Source organism: Streptomyces venezuelae, assembly GCF_008642315.1.
In the GTDB taxonomy this organism is placed as follows: Bacteria; Actinomycetota; Actinomycetes; order Streptomycetales; family Streptomycetaceae; genus Streptomyces; species Streptomyces venezuelae_D.
Map to the genome: position 1 here is coordinate 3,687,553 of NZ_CP029192.1, position 15,042 is coordinate 3,702,594.

Below are 15,042 nucleotides of genomic sequence, written 5' to 3' on the forward strand. Positions count from 1 at the left end.
ATCCCGTGCCCCATGATGGACCGCGCACGAGGAGGGACCCGCCTTGCCGACACCGCGCTCGATACCGGCCATCCTGCTGGCGGCGACGCTCATCGGCCTGACGGCGGGCCGCCCGCAACCCGCGGCACCGGCCACGGACGCCACTCTCGCGCTGCTCACCACCCGGGGCAAGGCCCCGGCCGCGGCACTCCTGAGTCGCACTCAGCCCGAACCGCCCCCGGGTGCACGCACCCTACGCCACCAGGCATCTCCCGTCTCCGTGCAACGCTCCGCACAGCCGAACTCCGCGGCGCCGAACCCGCGCCCCTACCTGCACTTCGCCCGCACCGGCCCCTCCGTGTCCCGCGCCGACCACTTCAGGGTGGGCAGCATCACCAAGACGTTCATCGCCACGGTCGTCCTCCAACTCGCCGCGGAACACCGTCTGTCCCTGTCCGACCCGGTCGAGCACCATCTGCCCGGACTCGTCCACGGACCGGGCGTCCACGGCCGCACGATCACCCTGCGCGCCCTGCTCACCCACACCAGCGGCCTCTACGACTTCACCGCCGTCACCAAAGGCACCGCCCCCGTCACTCCCGCTCTGGCCGTCCGCACCGCCCTCGTCCACCAGGCCTCCCCCAAGCGCCGCTGGACGTACTCCAACACGAACTATGTCGTCCTAGGCATGGTCATCGAACAGGTCACCGGCAACTCGTACGCCACCGAAGCCGAGCACCGCATCCTCCGCCCCCTCCACCTCACCGGCACCTCGTTCCCCGGCGCCCGCACCACGCTCCCCTCCCCTCACGGCCGCGCCTTCACGAGCGGCGGCCGGGACGTCACCGCGCTGGACCCGCGCGTGGCCGGAGCCGCGGGCGAGCTGATCTCCACCCTCGCCGATCTGAACCGCTTCTACGCAGCCCTGCTCTCCGGCCGGCTCCTGCCCGCACCCCTGCTGCGGGAGATGCTCAACACCCGCCCCGCACACGGCCGGTACGGCATGGGCCTGTATCCACGGACGCTTCCCTGCGGCACCACCGTCTGGGGCCACAACGGCCGCATCGTCGGCAGCTACGTCCGCACCGCGGCCACCCGCGACGGCCGACGGGTCGTCACCTTCCGGGTCAACACGGACAAGACGGCCGACCCGGCCCTGGAATCGTCGCTCCTCGCGGCGGAGTTCTGCCCCCGCACCCCTTAGGCCCCGAGTCGCCTCAGTTGAGCGGCACGATGTCGGGCGCCCCCAGCCGTGCCGCGTCCGCCGTCAGGTCGTCCGGCTGGCGCTGCGACTCCCGCTCGGCCTCCACCCGCTTCTCGTAGTGCTGCACCTCCCGCTCGATCTGGTCCTTGTCCCAGCCGAGGACCGGTGCCATCAGCTCGGCGCACTCCCGGGCACTGCGCGTGCCCCGGTCGAACGTCTCGATGGAGATGCGGGTCCGCCGGGTCAGCACGTCGTCCAGGTGGCGGGCGCCCTCGTGCGAGGCCGCGTAGACCACCTCGGCCCGCAGGTAGTCGTCGGCCGCCTGGAGGGGGGCGCCGAGGGCCGGGTCCGCGGTGATGAGTTCGAGGACCTCCTCGGCCATCGAGCCGTACCGGTTCAACAGGTGCTCCACGCGCACGACATGAAGGCCCGTCCGGGCGGCGATCCTCGCCCGGGCGTTCCACAGTGCCTTGTACCCCTCGGCGCCGACCAGCGGGATGTCCTCCGTGACACAGTCGGCGACGCGCTGGTCCAGGGCGTGCACCGCCTCGTCGACGGCGTCCTTCGCCATCACGCGATACGTCGTGTACTTGCCGCCGGCGACGACGACCAGGCCCGGGGCGGGGTGCGCGACCGTGTGTTCGCGGGAGAGCTTGCTCGTGGCGTCCGACTCGCCGGCGAGCAGCGGCCGCAGGCCCGCGTACACCCCCTGCACGTCATCCCTGGAGAGGGGCCTGGCGAGCACCGAGTTCACGTGCTCCAGGAGATAGTCGATGTCGGCGCTCGAGGCGGCCGGGTGGGCCTTGTCGAGGTCCCAGTCCGTGTCGGTCGTGCCCACGATCCAGTGGCGCCCCCACGGGATGACGAAGAGGACGCTCTTCTCGGTGCGCAGGATCAGTCCGGTCGTCGCGTTGATGCGGTCCTTGGGCACGACCAGGTGGATGCCCTTGGACGCCCTGACGTGGAACTGGCCGCGCTCGCCGACCATGGCCTGGGTGTCGTCCGTCCACACGCCGGTCGCGTTCACGACCTGCTTGGCGCGGACCTCGTACTCACCGCCGCCCTCGACGTCCTGCACCCGGGCACCGACGACACGCTCGCCCTCGCGCAGGAAACCGGTGACCTTGGCACGGTTGGCGACCTTCGCGCCGTACGCCGAAGCGGTGCGGACCAGCGTCGCCACGTAGCGCGCGTCGTCCATCTGGGCGTCGTAGTACTGCATGGCGCCGACCAGTGCGTCCTTCTTCAGGCACGGGGCGACGCGCAGGGCGTGGCGGCGGGTCAGATGGCGGTGCATCGGCAGGCCGCGGCCGTGTCCGCGGGACATCGACATCGCGTCGTAGAGCGCGACGCCCGATCCCGCGTACAACCTCTCCCAGCCCTTGTGCTGCAAGGGGTAGAGGAACGGGACGGGCTTCACCAGGTGCGGGGCCAGGCGCTCCAGGAGAAGGCCGCGCTCCTTCAGCGCCTCCCGCACGAGAGCGAAGTCGAGCATCTCCAGATAGCGGAGGCCGCCGTGGATCAGCTTGCTCGACCGGCTCGACGTGCCGGACGCCCAGTCGCGGGCCTCGACCAGACCGGTGGACAGGCCGCGGGTCACCGCGTCGAGTGCCGTGCCCGCGCCGACCACGCCCGCGCCCACGACCAGGATGTCCAGTTCCCGTTCGGCCATGCCCGCCAGTGACTCGGCGCGCTCCGCCGGCCCCAGTGTCGCTGTCCTCACCGCTGCCTCCCGCTGTGATCGGGTGTGGTCGGACTCACATCATGCCCAGATTTCTCCGCCGCCCGCTGATCGCGGCCCCAGCCTGTGGACAACACTCCGGAGCCCCGCGCGGTGCAATACCGCAAATCGGTCATATTTACTCCTAGTCTGACATTGCGCTGGTCCGCCTTGTCCACAGGGCTTGCGCACTCGTCCCACTCCGGCTATTGGGAGGACGGCCCACCGCCATGCCCGCAGATCTCGCCGTCATCGGTCTCGGCCACCTCGGCCTGCCCCTCGCCCAGGCCGCCGTCGCACGCGGCATCGACACCATCGGCTACGACCCCGCCCGCGCCGCCGACCTGGCCGGCGGCCGACTGCCCTGTGACGGCGCCGAGTCCACCCTCACCGCCGCCGACGTCCGCCGGATGCTCTCGGGGGGCTTCCGGCCGACCGTCAACCCGGCCGAGCTCGGCCGGGTCCGCACCGCTGTCATCTGCGCCCCCACTCCGCCGGCGGCCGACCGTTCGCTCGACCTGAGCCAGGTGGCCGAAGCGGCCCGGGCGCTGGCCGCCCGCCTGCGTCCGCACACCACCGTGATCCTCGAATCCCCCGCGTACCCGGGGACCACGGAGGAATTCCTCCGTCCGATTCTCGAAGCGGGCTCGGGCCTGCGAGCCGGGCGCGACTTCCACCTCGCGTACTCGCCCGGCCGCCTCGACCCCGGCAACCGCTCCCACGGCTACGCGGGCACCCCCAAGGTCATCGGCGGCCTCACCCCGGCCTGCACCGAGTCCGCCGCCACCTTCTACGGCCGCCTCACCGACAAGGTCGTCCGCGCCCGCGGCCCCCGCGAGGCGGAGACCGTGCACCTCCTGGAGACCAACTACCGGCACGTGAACATGGCCCTGGTCAACGAGATGGCGGTGCTCTGCCACGACCTGGGCATCGATCTGTGGGACGTCATCCGCTGCGCCGAGACCAAGCCCTTCGGCTTCCAGGCGTTCCGCCCCGGGCCCGGCGTCGGCGGCCACGGCGTCCCCCTGGACGTCCCGAGCCCCTCCAGCGGCGCCCGCCCCCTGCGCATGGTCGAGCTGGCCCAGCAGGTCAACGACCGCATGCCCCAGTACGTGATCCAGCGTTCGGCGACCCTGCTCAACGAGCACGGCAAGTCCGTCCGCGGCGCCCGCGTGCTGCTCCTCGGCGTCACCTACAAGCCCGACCTCGCCGACCAGCAGGGCGCCCCCGCCCAGGAGGTGGCGACCCGCCTCATGGAGCTCGGCGCCGCGGTCAGCTACCACGACCCGTACGTGCCCAACTGGAGCGTGCTCGGCCGTCCCGTCCCGCGCGCGGACTCCCTCTACGAGGCCGCGGCCGACGCCGACCTCACGATCCTGCTCCAGCACCACCGCACGTACGACCTGCAGGGCCTCGCCGTGAAGGCCCAGCTGCTCCTCGACACGCGGGGCGCGACCCCGGCGGGCGCCGCCCACCGCCTGTGACGACGGACGACGACGAAAGGGCCCCGGTACGAAGTACCGGGGCCCTTCTCCGCACGATGCGCGCGATCAGATCAGCGCGATCGACGCGTCAGCGCTTGTGCTGCGAGTCCGCGACCGTCACCTCGACGCGCTGGAACTCCTTGAGCTCGCTGTAGCCCGTGGTCGCCATGGCGCGGCGCAGCGCTCCGAAGAAGTTCATCGAGCCGTCCGGGATGTGCGACGGACCCGTGAGGATCTCCTCCGTGGTGCCGACCGTGCCGAGGTCGACCTTCTTGCCGCGCGGCACGTCCTCGTGGACGGCCTCCATGCCCCAGTGGTGGCCCTTGCCGGGCGCGTCCGCGGCGCGGGCCAGCGGGGAGCCCATCATCACGGAGTCGGCGCCGCACGCGATGGCCTTGGGCAGGTCGCCGGACCAGCCCACGCCGCCGTCGGCGATGACGTGGACGTACCGACCGCCGGACTCGTCCATGTAGTCACGGCGGGCCGCCGCGACGTCGGCGACCGCGGTGGCCATCGGCACCTGGATGCCGAGCACGTTGCGCGTGGTGTGCGCGGCGCCGCCGCCGAAGCCGACCAGGACACCCGCGGCGCCGGTGCGCATCAGGTGCAGCGCGGCCGTGTACGTGGCGCAGCCGCCGACGATGACCGGGACGTCCAGCTCGTAGATGAACTGCTTCAGGTTCAGCGGCTCGGCGGCGCCGGAGACGTGCTCGGCGGAGACCGTGGTACCGCGGATCACGAAGATGTCGACGCCGGCGTCCACGACGGCCTTGGAGAACTCGGCGGTGCGCTGCGGGGAGAGCGCGGCGGCGGTGACCACACCGGCGTCGCGCACCTCCTTGATGCGCTGCCCGATGAGGTCGGCCTTGATCGGCGCCGCGTAGATCTCCTGGAGGCGCCGGGTCGCGGTCTCCGCGTCCAGCCCGGCGATCTCGTCGAGGAGGGGCTGCGGGTCCTCGTACCGCGTCCAGAGGCCTTCGAGGTTCAGGACGCCGAGGCCGCCCAGCTCACCGATGCGGATGGCGGTCTGCGGGGAGACCACGGAGTCCATCGGGGCGGCCAGGAAGGGCAGCTCGAAGCGGTAGGCGTCGATCTGCCACGCGATCGAGACCTCCTTCGGGTCGCGGGTGCGCCGGCTCGGTACGACGGCGATGTCGTCGAAGGCGTACGCGCGGCGGCCGCGCTTGCCGCGCCCGATCTCGATCTCAGTCACGTTGTGGGGCCTTTCCCTCTTGGTCTGCCTGTCCAGTATCCCCGACGCACACGGAAGGGGCGGTCCCGGTGACCCGGGACCGCCCCTTCCACGCGCGCGTGGCGCCGGAAGACTACTTCGTACGGCTGTAGTTCGGTGCTTCGACCGTCATCTGGATGTCGTGCGGGTGGCTCTCCTTGAGACCCGCGGACGTGATGCGGACGAAACGGCCGTTGGCCTGCAGGTCGGGGACGGTGCGCCCGCCCACGTAGAACATCGACTGGCGCAGTCCGCCGACCAGCTGGTGGACGACCGCGGAGAGCGGGCCGCGGTAGGGGACCTGGCCCTCGATGCCCTCGGGAACCAGCTTCTCGTCGGAGGCGACGCCCTCCTGGAAGTACCGGTCCTTGGAGAAGGAGCGCTGGTCGCCGCGCGTCTGCATGGCGCCGAGCGAACCCATGCCGCGGTACGACTTGAACTGCTTGCCGTTGATGAAGAGCAGCTCTCCGGGAGACTCCTCGCAGCCCGCGAGCAGCGAGCCCAGCATGACGGTGTCCGCGCCGGCGACGAGCGCCTTGGCGATGTCTCCGGAGTACTGCAGGCCGCCGTCGCCGATGACCGGGACACCGGCCTCCTTGGCGGCGAGCGACGCTTCGTAGATGGCCGTTACCTGCGGTACGCCGATGCCGGCGACGACACGGGTCGTGCAGATGGAGCCGGGGCCCACACCGACCTTGATGCCGTCGACACCGGCGTCGATGAGCGCCTTGGCGCCGTCGCGCGTGGCGATGTTGCCGCCGATGACGTCGACGCGCGGGGCGTCGGACTTGATCTTGGCGACCATGTCACCGACGAGACGGGAGTGGCCGTGCGCGGTGTCGACGACGATGAAGTCGACGCCCGCCGCGACGAGGGCCTGGGCGCGCTCGAACGCGTCGCCCGCGACACCCACGGCGGCACCGACCAGGAGGCGGCCCCCGGCGTCCTTGGACGCGTTCGGGTACTTCTCGGCCTTCACGAAGTCCTTGACCGTGATGAGGCCCTTGAGGATGCCCGCGTCGTCGACCAGCGGAAGCTTCTCGATCTTGTGGCGGCGCAGCAGCTCCATGGCGTCCACGCCGGAGATGCCGACCTTGCCGGTGACGAGCGGCATCGGGGTCATGACCTCGCGCACCTGGCGCGAGCGGTCCGACTCGAAGGCCATGTCACGGTTGGTGACGATGCCGAGCAGCTTGCCGGCCGCGTCGGTGACCGGGACGCCGCTGATGCGGAACTTCGCGCAGATCGCGTCGGCCTCGGCGAGCGTCGCGTCCGGGTGGACCGTGATCGGATCGGTGACCATGCCGGACTCGGAGCGCTTCACCAGGTCGACCTGGTTGGCCTGGTCCGCGATGGAGAGGTTGCGGTGCAGCACACCGACGCCGCCCTGCCGCGCCATGGCGATCGCCATGCGGGACTCGGTGACCTTGTCCATCGCCGCGGACAGCAGCGGGACGTTCACCCTTACGTTCTTCGAGACGAGCGAGGAAGTGTCGATCTGGTCGGGCGCCATGTCCGACGCGCCCGGCAGCAGCAGCACGTCGTCGTAGGTCAGCCCGAGTGTCGCGAACTTCTCGGGTACCCCCGTCGAAGAACCGCCGTCTGCAGTCATGACACCTTCCCCAAATGGCCTTGATCGGTGCGGATGTCCATGCTAACGGGCTCTGAGGGTGTCTCATTCCACGATCAAGATCATCGGCGAGCTTTGTACATTCACACGTACGCCCCACACTCGTGAAATACCGGGCTACTGCTCCGCGAGCGCCCGCAGCCTGCTCAGCGCCCGGTGCTGCGCGACCCGCACCGCGCCCGGCGACATTCCCAGCATCTGCCCGGTCTCCTCGGCCGTGAGCCCCACGGCGATCCGCAGGAGCAGCAGCTCGCGCTGGTTGTCCGGCAGGTTGGCCAGGAGCTTCTTGGCCCACTCGGCGTCGCTGCTGAGCAGCGCGCGCTCCTCGGGGCCGAGCGAGTCGTCGGGCCGCTCGGGCATCTCGTCGGAGGGCACGGCGGTGGATCCGGGGTGCCGCATCGCCGCACGCTGCAGGTCGGCCACCTTGTGCGCCGCGATCGCGAAGACGAACGCCTCGAAGGGGCGGCCCGTGTCCTTGTACCGCGGCAGGGCCAGGAGGACGGCGACGCAGACTTCCTGCGCCAGGTCCTCCACGAAGTGGCGAGCGTCACCGGGCAGCCGGGACAGACGGGTCCTGCAGTAGCGCAGCGCCAGGGGGTGGACGTGGGCCAGGAGGTCGTGCGTGGCCTGCTCGTCGCCCTCGACAGCGCGGAGAACGAGGGCACCGATCACCGTCGTCTTGTCATCGCGCATCGGTCCATGGTGCCTTGGCGGCGACTGATCCGTGGCACCGCGTCCGTAGTTGTGCACTGAAGCGTTATGAGCAGGTGCGCCGGAACTCATCTCCTGCGCCCTCCCCTCCCGCTCGATCGACTCGTCCCCGAGGAACTCCACATCTCAAGGATGCGGCATCGGCGGCGAAACAAGCGTCGCCGGGCGTACGTCGCCCCGCCCACCGGACGGCGGGCGGGGATCGCCGTGCCCCCGCGACGGCACACTCAGCGCACCAGACCCCAGCGGAAACCGAGCGCCACGGCGTGCGCGCGGTCCGAGGCGCCGAGCTTCTTGAACAGCCGCCTGGCGTGCGTCTTCACGGTGTCCTCGGAGAGGAAGAGCTCACGTCCGATCTCCGCGTTCGAGCGGCCGTGGCTCATGCCTTCGAGGACCTGGATCTCACGCGCGGTGAGCGTGGGCGCGGCGCCCATCTCGGCCGAGCGCAGTCTGCGCGGAGCGAGCCGCCAGGTCGGGTCGGCGAGCGCCTGGGTGACGGTCGCGCGCAGTTCGGCGCGCGAGGCGTCCTTGTGCAGATAGCCGCGGGCACCGGCCGCGACCGCGAGTGCGACCCCGTCCAGGTCCTCGGCGACGGTGAGCATGATGATGCGCGCACCGGGGTCGGCGGACAGCAGCCGGCGGACGGTCTCCACGCCGCCGAGGCCGGGCATGCGTACGTCCATCAGAATCAGGTCCGAGCGGTCGGCGCCCCAGCGGCGGAGGACTTCCTCGCCGTTGGCCGCCGTGGTCACGCGCTCGACGCCGGGCACGGTCGCGACCGCGCGGCGGAGCGCCTCTCGGGCAAGCGGGGAGTCGTCGCAGACGAGGACCGATGTCATGACTGTCCTCCGCGGCTCTCACAGCTGCTGCGCGTCACCTTGAGCCTCCAGGCTGGTACTTATTCGTCACCTGTGCGGTTGACGCTCCCGGACACCTGCCCGAGCGCTTGTTCTTTCAACCGCCTCGCACTCTCAACGACGGTCACCCGAAAGAGTTACGGGGCAGTCGGACACCTTCGGCACTCTACGTGAGGGCGCCGACACAGCGGAGAGCACACGGGAGACCCTCAACGTTTCATCACAAGCTATGCCCCATTTAGCGCCTTTTCTTCCCTTTTCCTGGTGTCTATGGCTAGATTCGCAATGAGTCATATTTTCATCTCCTTAGACAGTAGATGTACGGTCGTGGGCACCGTATCCGCGTCAGAACGGCACCAAGGGGACCAGCAATGGCAGATTTCTCCCGCCTTCCCGGACCGAACGCAGATCTCTGGGACTGGCAGCTCCTCGCGGCGTGCCGCGGAGTCGACAGCTCGCTCTTCTTCCACCCGGAGGGCGAGCGGGGAGCGGCCCGCAGCGCACGTGAGAACTCCGCCAAGGAGGTCTGCATGCGGTGCCCGGTACGGGCGGAGTGCGCCGCCCACGCACTCGCGGTGCGCGAGCCGTACGGCGTGTGGGGCGGCCTGACGGAGGACGAGCGCGAGGAGCTCATGGGCCGCGCGCGCAATCGACTCGTCACGGCGGCGGCGGGCAGCGCCGTGTCGCACAGCTGAAGGAACGTTTCTTCGAAAAGCCCCGCGCCCGAGGCGGGGATCAGCGGGCGGCGGCCCGCGCGAGGTGGTCCAGCGTGGCGGCGACGGCCGGCACCTGCGCCAGGTCCGGCAGCGTGAGCGCGACGATCTCCCGCTGCACGGCGGGCTCCACCGTCACGGTGCGGGCGCCCATCGGGCGTACCGACTCGATCGCGAGCTCGGGCAGCACCGCCACTCCCAGACCGGCGCCGACCAGGCCGATCACCGCCGGGTAGTCGTCCGTCGCGAAGTCGATCCGGGGCACGAAGCCCGCGCTCTCGCAGACCTCCACCAGTTGCCTGCGGCAGCGGGGGCAGCCCGCGATCCACGACTCGTCGGCGAATTCGCCGATGGTGACCGAGTCCGCGCCGGCGAGCCGGTGCCCGTCCGGCACGAGGCCCACGAGCCGGTCGGCGAGCAGCGGGCGCACGACGAGGTCGCTCCACTCCTCCGCGGCCGTCGCTCCTTCGTACCGGAAGGCGAGCGCGACGTCGCAGTCCCCTTCGCGCAGCATCTCCACCGACCGCGGCGGCTCGGCCTCGACGAGGGAGACACGGGTGCCCGGGTGGGCCGCGCGCAGCGCAGCGAGGGCGCACGGGACCAGGGTGGAGCTGCCACTGGGGAAGGAGACGAGCCGGACGCGGCCCGCGCGCAGGCCCGCGATGGCGGCGACCTCCTCCTCGGCCGCGGTGAGCCCGGCGAGGATGCCCGCCGCGTGCCTGACCAGGGCTCCGCCCGCCTGCGTCAGGCGCATCTCGCGGCCGGTGCGGATCAGCAGCGGCGTGCCGGCCGAGGATTCGAGGGCCTTCATCTGCTGGCTGACGGCGGGCTGGGTGCAGCCGAGCTCGCGGGCCGCGGCGGAGAAGGAGCCGGTGGCTGCCACGGCGCGCAGGACACGGAGGTGTCGGGCCTCGATCATGGTTCGAGCATAAGCGGAGCTTGGGCATATAGCGAAATAGTGCGCTGCTTCTTTGAGGGCGGTGATCTCACTAGCCTTGGGCCATGACTACGGCTCTGATTACGGGATCGACCTCCGGCATCGGCGCGGCCTTCGCGCGACGCCTCGCGGGTGACGGGCACAACCTCGTGCTGGTGGCCCGCGACACCGAGCGGCTGCAGGAACAGGCGACCGAACTGCACGACCGGCACGGCATCGAGGCGGAGGTGCTGACCGCGGACCTGGCGACGGACGGGGGCATCGAGGCCGTCGAGGAGCGGCTCGCCGACCGCAGGAACGCGGTCGATCTGCTGATCAACAACGCGGGGTTCGGCAACAAGGGCCGCTATCTGGAGGTCTCGCTCGCCGACGAGCTGACCATGCTCAAGGTGCACTGCGAGGCGGTGCTGCGGCTGACGTCGGCCGCGACGGAGGCGATGCGGGAGCGCGGCCGGGGCGGCGTCGTGAACGTCGCGTCGGTGGCGGCGTTCGTGCCGCGCGGGACGTACGGCGCGTCGAAGGCGTGGGTCGTGCAGTTCACCCAGGGCGCGGCGAAGGACCTGGCCGGGTCCGGGGTGCGGCTGATGGCGCTCTGCCCCGGCTTCGTGCGCACGGAGTTCCACGAGCGGGCCGGGATGGGCACGTCCAACATTCCCGGCTGGATGTGGCTCGACGCGGACAAGCTCGTGGCGGTCGCTCTGGGCGACCTCTCCCGCGGCAAGACGGTGTCTATCCCGGATCCCCGGTACAAGGCCCTGATGGGGGTGGTGAAGGTGACGCCTCGCGCGTTGCTGGGTGGCGTCACGTCCCGTACCGGGCGCAAGTACGGCCCGCAGTAGCCCCGCGCCCCCTGAGGGCAACTTCGGCGAGCGCCCCTTAAGGGGCGCGGGGAACTGCGCGAGGACGGACCACGATCCGCACCCGGCGACGGGAAGCAACCCGGCAGACGCGCCCCAGTAAAGGACTGAGGCCCGGCTCCCAGTACAGGGAGCCGGGCCTCAGTCACCGTTCAAGCCGAGCGCAACGGGTCAGTGCGAGTGACCGTGACCGTGGCCGTGACCGGCCTCCGCCTCTTCCTCGGCCGGCTTCTCGACGACGAGCGTCTCGGTCGTCAGGAGCAGCGAGGCGATCGACGCGGCGTTCTCCAGCGCGGAGCGCGTGACCTTGACCGGGTCGATGACGCCGGCCTTGACCAGGTCGCCGTACTCACCGGTCGCGGCGTTGAAGCCGAAGCCCTTGTCGAGCTCGGCGACCTTCGAGGTGATGACGTAGCCCTCGAGGCCGGCGTTCTCGGCGATCCAGCGCAGCGGCTCGACGGCGGCGCGGCGGACGACGGCCACACCGGTGGCCTCGTCGCCGTCCTTGCCGAGCGAGTCGCCGAGCACCTTGGCGGCGTGCACCAGAGCGGAGCCACCACCGGAGACGATGCCCTCCTCGACCGCGGCGCGGGTCGCGGAGATGGCGTCCTCCAGACGGTGCTTCTTCTCCTTCAGCTCCACCTCGGTGGCGGCGCCGACCTTGATGACGCACACGCCGCCGGCCAGCTTCGCGAGGCGCTCCTGGAGCTTCTCGCGGTCCCAGTCGGAGTCCGTGGCCTCGATCTCGGCCTTGATCTGGGCGACGCGGCCCTCGACGTCGGCCTTGTTGCCGCCGCCGTCGACGATCGTGGTGTCGTCCTTGGTGATGGTGACGCGGCGGGCGGTGCCCAGCACGTCGAGACCGACCTGGTCGATCTTGAGGCCGACCTCTTCGGCGATGACGGTGCCGCCGGTGAGGGTGGCCATGTCGCCGAGCATCGCCTTGCGGCGGTCGCCGAAGCCGGGGGCCTTCACCGCGACGGCGTTGAAGGTGCCGCGGATCTTGTTCACGACCAGGGTCGACAGGGCCTCGCCCTCGACGTCCTCGGCGATGATGAGGAGCGGCTTCGAGGAGTTGGCCTGGATGACCTTCTCGAGCAGCGGCAGGAGGTCCTGGATGGAGGAGATCTTGCCCTGGTGGATCAGGATGTACGGGTCGTCGAGGACGGCCTCCATACGCTCCTGGTCGGACACCATGTACGGCGAGAGGTAGCCCTTGTCGAAGGCCATGCCCTCGGTGAAGTCGAGCTCGAGGCCGAAGGTGTTGGACTCCTCGACGGTGATGACACCGTCCTTGCCGACCTTGTCCATCGCCTCGGCGATGAGCTCGCCGACCTGCGGGTCCTGGGCCGACAGACCGGCGACGGCCGCGATGTCGGCCTTGTCGTCGATCGGGCGGGCGGTGGCGAGGAGCTCCTCGGAGACGGCCGCGACGGCGGCGTCGATGCCCTTCTTCAGGGCGGCCGGGGAGGCGCCGGCGGCTACGTTGCGCAGGCCTTCCTTGACGAGGGCCTGGGCGAGCACGGTGGCGGTGGTGGTGCCGTCACCAGCGATGTCGTTGGTCTTGGTCGCCACCTCCTTCACCAGCTGGGCGCCGAGGTTCTCGTACGGGTCCTCGACCTCGACCTCACGGGCGATGGTGACGCCGTCGTTGGTGATGGTCGGGGCGCCGAACTTCTTGTCGATGACGACGTTGCGGCCGCGGGGGCCGATCGTCACCTTGACCGTGTCGGCAAGCTTGTTGACGCCGCGCTCAAGGGCGCGACGGGCGTCCTCGTCGAACTTCAGGATCTTCGCCATGGGAGCGATTCAGCCCTCTCGGAAACTCAGGGGGTCCGGGTGGAACCCCCGGAACGTTCAGCAACGAACTGCGCCCCTCGCCGCCCGGCAATCAGCGGGGTGACCAGGGGCGCAGCTCAAAAGCAATCTGCCGGTGCAGCAGGTGTTGCGGGTGAAGCGGTGGCTTACTTCTCGACGATCGCGAGGACGTCGCGAGCCGAGAGGACGAGGTACTCGTCGCCGTTGTACTTCACCTCGGTGCCGCCGTACTTGCTGTACAGCACGACATCGCCGACCTTGACGTCGAGCGGCAGGCGCTCGCCGTTCTCGAAGCGGCCCGGGCCCACGGCGAGGACGGCGCCCTCCTGGGGCTTCTCCTTCGCGGTGTCCGGAATGACCAGGCCGGAGGCCGTGGTCTGCTCGGCGTCGAGCGGCTGGACCACAATGCGGTCCTCGAGCGGCTTGATGGCAACCTTGGAGCTTGCGGTCGTCACGATCCGGTCTCCCCCTTCGGAGATCTCACGGGGTTAAGAGTCTGAGGTGTGGCGACCAGGTGGATCCGTCGTCGCGGGTGCCGGACCTGCCCGTCGCTGTTGGCACTCTCCAGTGGGGAGTGCCAGAAGCGAGACTAGGACGGGGATTAGCACTCGGTCAAGCGGAGTGCCAATCCACTGCGTCCGGCTTCAGCGGGAAGGGGTGCCGAGCACCCCTTCGGGGCAACGCACGGCGGGCGGCGCCAGTTCCGCCCGCGGGAGCCAGGGCGGCCGCACCGCCGCCCGCTCCCCGGCGCAGGCGACCGGGCCCGCCACCCCTCTGTCCGGTGTGCGCGGCACCTTCTGCGCCGCCTTCCTGCCGAGCCTCTCGATCGGGTCGACCGACTCCGCGCACCCCGTGAGCAGCGCGGGCGCGAGCACTCCGCACAGCAGGGCCCCGGCGAGGAGGCGGCGGCGCGCTCGCGCCCGCGGGGTCACAGGTAGTCCTCCAGCCTGGCGACCGCGTACCCCTTGTCGGTGACCGTCTTCATGACCTTGCGGATCATGTCGGGCATGGTGCCCTTCCAGTCCTCGCGCCCCCTGAAGTGCGTGAGGATGATGTCGCCGGGGTGCAGGTCGCGGTCCCACTCGCGCCACTCCATGTGGTCGGCGAAGGCCTCGGACGCCCACAGGGGCACCGCCTTGACGCCGCAGGACTTGGCGGCGCGCAGCGTGTCGCGGTTGTAGTTGCCGTACGGCGGGCGGAAGAGCTCGGGGCGCTTGCCGTAGTGCTTCTTGATGACGTCCTGCATGCCGCAGATCTCGCGGCGCTGGCCCTCGTACGAGAGTCCGGGCAGGTAGCGGTGGTTGAGCGTGTGGTTGTTCAGGGTGACGCCGCGGTCCTGCATCTTCTTGAAGTAGGCGTAGTCCTCCTTGACCAGGTAGTCGCTGAGGAACGCGGTGTACGGGAGCCGCAGTTCGCTCATCATCTTCAGCAGCGCCGGGTCCTTCTCGGCGCCGTCGTCGATCGTCAGGAAGACGACCTTCTCCTTGGTGGGGATGGTCGTGAAGACCGGCGGCAGGCTCGCCTGGCCCTTGACCTCGAACCCCTTGCGGGTGGCGATCCGGGGCTTGACCGCCGGCGGCGGGGGTGCGGCCAGCGGGGTCTTGGCCAGACCCCAGCGCTTGGCGGCCATGGTGCGGGCGACCTGGGTGGCGGCGAGTTTCTGGGCGTAGGAGTCGAGGGCGCGGGCGGGCGGGGCGTTGAGCGGCTGCTGGCCGTGGGCGGGCTTCGCTGAGTCGCCTCCGGATGCACAGCCGGACGCGATCGCCGCGACGGACAGGACGGCCACCAGGGCGCGCGTCTGATTCTTCCGCCTTCTGGCGCATTCTTCCTTTTGTCGTACTAGTTGCATGGCGCCGGATCCTCGCAGCTCAAGGCCGTGCCGACGGTCCGACACCGCCGCC

General features: G+C 70.5%; 14 protein-coding genes. 4 read left to right on the forward strand and 10 right to left on the reverse strand.

From position 1 onward, the window contains the following. Positions 1-43: 43 nt before the first annotated feature. Positions 44-1,183 carry a serine hydrolase domain-containing protein gene (locus DEJ48_RS15530; RefSeq protein WP_150216701.1) on the forward strand — a complete coding sequence of 380 codons (1,140 nt, stop codon included), beginning with the start codon at positions 44-46 and terminating at the stop codon, positions 1,181-1,183. 13 nt (positions 1,184-1,196) lie between these two features. Here the strand turns inward: DEJ48_RS15530 and DEJ48_RS15535 are convergent, their stop codons facing one another. Beyond that, a complete protein-coding gene (locus tag DEJ48_RS15535; protein ID WP_150216703.1) occupies positions 1,197-2,906 on the reverse strand; it encodes a glycerol-3-phosphate dehydrogenase/oxidase in 1,710 nt (569 codons plus the stop codon). A gap of 227 nt (positions 2,907-3,133) precedes the next feature. On the opposite strand from DEJ48_RS15535, the gene DEJ48_RS15540 reads away from it, so the two are divergent. Further along, positions 3,134-4,387, forward strand: coding sequence for a nucleotide sugar dehydrogenase (locus DEJ48_RS15540; RefSeq protein WP_150216704.1), 1,254 nt, complete (start codon positions 3,134-3,136; stop codon positions 4,385-4,387). A gap of 88 nt (positions 4,388-4,475) precedes the next feature. On the opposite strand, the gene DEJ48_RS15545 is transcribed toward DEJ48_RS15540, so the two are convergent. From DEJ48_RS15545 to DEJ48_RS15560, 4 genes are all read right to left on the reverse strand, one after another. Next, entirely contained in the window at positions 4,476-5,600 is a 1,125-nt protein-coding gene (locus DEJ48_RS15545) for a GuaB3 family IMP dehydrogenase-related protein (RefSeq protein WP_150216706.1), read from the reverse strand. A gap of 112 nt (positions 5,601-5,712) precedes the next feature. Further along, complete coding sequence (gene guaB / locus DEJ48_RS15550) at positions 5,713-7,230, reverse strand: IMP dehydrogenase (protein WP_150216708.1); 1,518 nt, start codon at positions 7,228-7,230, stop codon at positions 5,713-5,715. 135 nt (positions 7,231-7,365) lie between these two features. After that, positions 7,366-7,941 carry a sigma-70 family RNA polymerase sigma factor gene (locus DEJ48_RS15555; RefSeq protein ID WP_055563244.1) on the reverse strand — a complete coding sequence of 192 codons (576 nt, stop codon included), beginning with the start codon at positions 7,939-7,941 and terminating at the stop codon, positions 7,366-7,368. Between the two features lie 245 nt (positions 7,942-8,186). Then, the gene (locus DEJ48_RS15560) at positions 8,187-8,798 is read right to left on the reverse strand and encodes a response regulator transcription factor (RefSeq protein WP_003948568.1); all 612 of its coding nucleotides are present in this window, start codon (positions 8,796-8,798) and stop codon (positions 8,187-8,189) included. Between the two features lie 389 nt (positions 8,799-9,187). Between DEJ48_RS15560 and DEJ48_RS15565 the strand changes: the two genes are divergently transcribed. Then, positions 9,188-9,511 carry a WhiB family transcriptional regulator gene (locus tag DEJ48_RS15565; protein ID WP_150216709.1) on the forward strand — a complete coding sequence of 108 codons (324 nt, stop codon included), beginning with the start codon at positions 9,188-9,190 and terminating at the stop codon, positions 9,509-9,511. A 40-nt stretch (positions 9,512-9,551) separates the two neighbouring features. Here DEJ48_RS15565 and DEJ48_RS15570 read toward each other — a convergent pair whose 3' ends face one another. Continuing rightward, a complete protein-coding gene (locus tag DEJ48_RS15570) occupies positions 9,552-10,448 on the reverse strand; it encodes a LysR family transcriptional regulator (RefSeq protein ID WP_150216712.1) in 897 nt (298 codons plus the stop codon). A gap of 83 nt (positions 10,449-10,531) precedes the next feature. Between DEJ48_RS15570 and DEJ48_RS15575 the strand changes: the two genes are divergently transcribed. Beyond that, positions 10,532-11,305, forward strand: a complete 774-nt coding sequence (locus DEJ48_RS15575) for an SDR family NAD(P)-dependent oxidoreductase (protein ID WP_150216714.1) — start codon at positions 10,532-10,534, stop codon at positions 11,303-11,305. A 189-nt stretch (positions 11,306-11,494) separates the two neighbouring features. Here the strand turns inward: DEJ48_RS15575 and groL are convergent, their stop codons facing one another. The 4 genes from groL to DEJ48_RS15595 all read right to left on the reverse strand — a co-directional run bounded on the left by groL (position 11,495) and on the right by DEJ48_RS15595 (position 14,990). Beyond that, positions 11,495-13,123 (reverse strand): chaperonin GroEL, encoded by a 1,629-nt coding sequence (gene groL / locus DEJ48_RS15580; protein ID WP_150216716.1) that lies wholly within the window; start codon positions 13,121-13,123, stop codon positions 11,495-11,497. A gap of 164 nt (positions 13,124-13,287) precedes the next feature. After that, positions 13,288-13,596: a co-chaperone GroES gene (gene groES, locus DEJ48_RS15585; protein ID WP_006347174.1), complete on the reverse strand. Its 309-nt coding sequence runs from the start codon at positions 13,594-13,596 to the stop codon at positions 13,288-13,290. Between the two features lie 189 nt (positions 13,597-13,785). Next, positions 13,786-14,073, reverse strand: a complete 288-nt coding sequence (locus DEJ48_RS15590) for a hypothetical protein (RefSeq protein ID WP_150216717.1) — start codon at positions 14,071-14,073, stop codon at positions 13,786-13,788. Beyond that, on the reverse strand, positions 14,070-14,990 hold the full coding sequence (locus tag DEJ48_RS15595) for a polysaccharide deacetylase family protein (RefSeq protein WP_150216719.1): 921 nt from the start codon (positions 14,988-14,990) through the stop codon (positions 14,070-14,072). The genes DEJ48_RS15590 and DEJ48_RS15595 overlap by 4 nt, the downstream gene beginning before the upstream one ends. Between the last annotated feature and the right edge of the window lie 52 nt (positions 14,991-15,042).

What these genes read in the sequence shown, in the direction of transcription:
- DEJ48_RS15540 (WP_150216704.1), top strand. Translation starts at nt 3,134, where the DNA reads ATGCCCGCAGATCTCGCCGTCATCGGTCTCGGCCACCTCGGCCTGCCC.
- guaB (WP_150216708.1), bottom strand. Translation starts at nt 7,230, where the DNA reads ATGACTGCAGACGGCGGTTCTTCGACGGGGGTACCCGAGAAGTTCGCG.
- DEJ48_RS15555 (WP_055563244.1), bottom strand. Translation starts at nt 7,941, where the DNA reads ATGCGCGATGACAAGACGACGGTGATCGGTGCCCTCGTTCTCCGCGCT.
- DEJ48_RS15560 (WP_003948568.1), bottom strand. Translation starts at nt 8,798, where the DNA reads ATGACATCGGTCCTCGTCTGCGACGACTCCCCGCTTGCCCGAGAGGCG.
- DEJ48_RS15565 (WP_150216709.1), top strand. Translation starts at nt 9,188, where the DNA reads ATGGCAGATTTCTCCCGCCTTCCCGGACCGAACGCAGATCTCTGGGAC.
- DEJ48_RS15570 (WP_150216712.1), bottom strand. Translation starts at nt 10,448, where the DNA reads ATGATCGAGGCCCGACACCTCCGTGTCCTGCGCGCCGTGGCAGCCACC.
- DEJ48_RS15575 (WP_150216714.1), top strand. Translation starts at nt 10,532, where the DNA reads ATGACTACGGCTCTGATTACGGGATCGACCTCCGGCATCGGCGCGGCC.
- groL (WP_150216716.1), bottom strand. Translation starts at nt 13,123, where the DNA reads ATGGCGAAGATCCTGAAGTTCGACGAGGACGCCCGTCGCGCCCTTGAG.
- DEJ48_RS15595 (WP_150216719.1), bottom strand. Translation starts at nt 14,990, where the DNA reads ATGCAACTAGTACGACAAAAGGAAGAATGCGCCAGAAGGCGGAAGAAT.